The sequence below is a fragment of the Enterococcus sp. 6D12_DIV0197 genome (assembly GCF_002174385.1).
In the GTDB taxonomy this organism is placed as follows: Bacteria; Bacillota; Bacilli; order Lactobacillales; family Enterococcaceae; genus Enterococcus_D; species Enterococcus_D casseliflavus.
In genome coordinates this window covers 1,553,460-1,556,829 of the sequence record NZ_NIBN01000001.1, presented here as the reverse complement: position 1 = coordinate 1,556,829, position 3,370 = coordinate 1,553,460, and the positions used below count along the sequence as shown (strand labels likewise).

Annotated in this window: 3 protein-coding genes; 2 read left to right on the top strand and 1 reads right to left on the bottom strand. The window is 41.3% G+C overall.

Annotation, left to right across the window (positions count from 1 at the left end; all coding sequences use genetic code 11):
- The coding region (locus tag A5867_RS07125) for an LPXTG cell wall anchor domain-containing protein (protein ID WP_170927517.1) at positions 1 to 554 on the top strand (554 nt) is incomplete at its 5' end.
- 218 nt (positions 555 to 772) lie between these two features.
- Positions 773 to 1,657, top strand: coding sequence for an Rgg/GadR/MutR family transcriptional regulator (locus tag A5867_RS07120; protein ID WP_087627235.1), 885 nt, complete (start codon positions 773 to 775; stop codon positions 1,655 to 1,657).
- A gap of 71 nt (positions 1,658 to 1,728) precedes the next feature.
- Here A5867_RS07120 and A5867_RS07115 read toward each other — a convergent pair whose 3' ends face one another.
- Positions 1,729 to 3,291: a polysaccharide deacetylase family protein gene (locus A5867_RS07115; RefSeq protein ID WP_170927516.1), complete on the bottom strand. Its 1,563-nt coding sequence runs from the start codon at positions 3,289 to 3,291 to the stop codon at positions 1,729 to 1,731.
- Positions 3,292 to 3,370: the final 79 nt, after the last annotated feature.

Genomic DNA, 3,370 nt, shown 5'->3' with positions numbered 1-3,370 from the left:
ATAAAGTGCCTTATGCTGTACCTGGTGCTACGCCAACTGCGATCAACCAAAAGCAGGAATTGCTGGTTCCGACGAAAATTCCGATGGCTGTACCTAGTAAGATACCGACGCCTTTAAACCAAACGGAATTCCCGCAACCTGGAATTCCTGTCAATGCTGAACCTAAAGCAATGACGATTGTTCACCCTAAAGGAAAAGAACAGATTGCAGCCCTTCCGTCATCTAAAGCAACGACAACGAAAAATTTGGATAACGGCATTCATAGACAACAGAAAAGCAACACTCCTTCTAGAGTCAAATCGATCAGAAAAATACTTGTTCAACAAAAACCTAAAGAACCATCTAAGAAAAACTTTGACAATACTGAAGAGCGCGAAAATACCCGACTAAATCATAAGCAACAGATCAATTCATACACTGCAGCTGACAATAGCTATTTACCCAAAACAGGTGAAAATAGACTTTTATCCTTTTTTATGCAAGCTGTTGGGATAATGGTCATTGGAATTGCTGGACTACTTTTCTTTCGAAAGAAAGGTCGCCATGAGAAATAAAAAAAAAACGTGAGAACCCGGCGTTCTCACGTTTTTCAATTGATTTGGTTTATTTTTGTATCTGTCTAACTAGCAATCATCACAAAAACTACCAACTGTTTTCTCATAAAATAAGTTGAGGTCTGAAATATAAGACCTTTTTAATTCCTACACTGGACTTGTTTTACTATAATGGGGATACATGATTTCATTAATTCAATGAGAGCGGAGGCTTTCTTATGTATGGCGAAACGATCAGACAAATCCGATTGAAAAAAGGCTTCACCCAAAAAGAAGTCTATGGCACGATTATTTCAAAATCCTATGCCATCGAATTTGAAAAAGGCAAGCATCAGATTGCTGCCAACCTGCTGTTGCAAATCTTAGAAAATCTATCAATGGATATCGATGAATTTCTCTATATCGCGAATGGCTATCGGCTGGATGAGCAAAACAGCTACAACCATCGGTACACGCAATATTCAAACAAGCACGATATCAACCAGTTACAAATTCTATTACAGGAGCTGCAGCAAACCTCTAGCCGACTTAACAATGTCCGCATTGCAGAGGTTCGCTCACGGATTCGCATGCTGCAATGCTTGGCAGAGCATGGCGTCTATCGGAAACGTGCGGTTTTGGAATGTGATCGTCAAACGATTATCTCCTATCTCGTTGATGTTGAGAGCTGGACGTTACAAGAAATCCAACTATTTGGCAACACCATCGACCTGTTGGACAACGACCATAATTTCCTCTTCTTCAAAAAAGTATCCAAGATGCTCGAATACTACATCGATATGGAAAAAGGTCGGGAAATCTATTGCGCACTACTGATCAATTTGATCGAATATACGCTAAAACACCAGCAATACGATGCGACGGAAGTTCTCGTCGTCCAATTAAAACTTTTGGCGACAGACTACAAAGAATTTTTCCACCAAGCCGTCTGCAAGTTTTTCCAAGGCGTGTTGCTCATAAGAACCGGCGATCAAAAAGCTGGTGAAACGATCACGCAAAAGATGTTGGCTATTATGCGAGAATTGGATCAAGGTGCCCTTGCCGATGATTTTGCTTTACTACTGGATGATGACTACCTCCGAGCATTTGCCTCCTCCGAGTGATAAAGCGGCAACTGCAGCGTTCGTTTTTAAAAAAAGGAAGCGATGATTGCCATCACTTCCTTTTTCAGCTATTAGCTAACACTGCGTTCATCTGTTGCACCAAAGTATTGATACATTGGTTTTTGGCTGCCATTGAGCAATTGATCCACCGTCACAAATTCATAGCCTTGCGCTTTCAGCGTTTGAATAATACCAGGTACGGCTTGAACGGATTTCGGATGAATATCATGGAGCAAAATAATCGATCCATCGTAAACATTGTTTTGGACGACCTTCAAAATCTTGTTTGGATCTTTCAGCTTCCAATCCTCGGTATCAACACTCCATTGAATGATCGATTTTCCTGCCGCTTGGGCGCTTTGTTGATCGATCGCTCCATATGGCGGGCGCAAATTTTTAGGCAAGACCCCTGTCGCCTGATAGATGGCTTTGTCCGTTTTGGTTATTTCCGCTTTGACCTCCTCTGGCGACAACGTATTTAATTGCGGATGTGAATAGGAGTGACTGGCAATTTCATGCCCTTCCTCATGGACTTTTTTCGCGACTTCAGGGTATCGATCCACCATTTGGCCTAATTCGAAAAACGTCGCCTTCACATCATTGTCTTTCAAGATTTTTAAGAGATCCAATGTCGAGGTATCGTTTGGTCCATCATCGAAAGTCAACGCAACATATTTTTTGTTTTCGTCTAACATCGCTTGTTGCTCTTTCAATTGATCCGCATTGACCAGCTCTGGATCAATAAAGGGCGCAATCTCTTTGTAAGCCAAAGTGATCTCGGATACGCCTGTTTGATTTTGCGGCAACTGGAGCGTTATTTTTTCAGGATCATAAGTAAACTTTGAATCATAGGTGATTCGGTCCATCCCCAAGACCGCATCAATGATTTTAGTCGGTTCTTTGGCTTGATCCAAAAGCTTTTGTTGAATCACTTGCTGGATTCCTAGCAAGCTGCCTTCATCTGGAATCAAGTCTTTCAAGGATAATTCATTGCCGGTTTTCTCGGAAATAAAAATTGGATCGGCAACCACGCTATCCGCATCTTCAAAGCGACCAGTTTCCCGATTCCAAACATAGCTGTCCGCTTTTAAAGAATAGGTTGACACTTTCGATGCGACAGCTTGTGCTTCAATTCGAGCAACAGTGACTGTCTCTTTGTCGGTGTGTTTTTTGCATAATTTGTTCGCCATGGTCGACAATTTCTTGCTTGCATCTTTGACAGGAATCGTACTTTCTTCTTTTGGTCGGAAAATCAATTCTTTCTTGTCCCCATTAGACAATGTTTCGAGTTTTGCTGGGATTCCCTCTTTAACTTGTTCTTCTTGGATCGATGCCAATAACTTTTCAGCAGCAGCCTCATATTTTTCCCGTGCCAAGGCTTCTTGCTGCTTCAACGTAAAGGCGATATAGCCGCCAGTGGCGATAATGACAATTGTCAGAAGCGTCATCAATGAAAAGAGATACTTACGATGGGTTGGCTTCTTTTTAGAAACTTGACGATTGGCGGTTGGCGTGCGTTTTGCCGTTCCCGTTGTTTGCTTTTGATGTGATTCGACCCTTGAAAAAGGTGCTTGTTTTTCAGACGTCGCTTCTTTATGTTGTGAATTATTTGAATCATTGCTTGATTTCTTCATAAACATTCTCCCTAAAACATAATAACGTAAACAAAATGTAACATAATCGTAATAATATTTCAACAGTGTTACAGAGATT

Excerpts from the sequence above, each read along its gene's own strand:
- A5867_RS07120 (WP_087627235.1), top strand. The coding sequence starts at position 773 with ATGTATGGCGAAACGATCAGACAAATCCGATTGAAAAAAGGCTTCACC.
- A5867_RS07115 (WP_170927516.1), bottom strand. The coding sequence starts at position 3,291 with ATGAAGAAATCAAGCAATGATTCAAATAATTCACAACATAAAGAAGCG.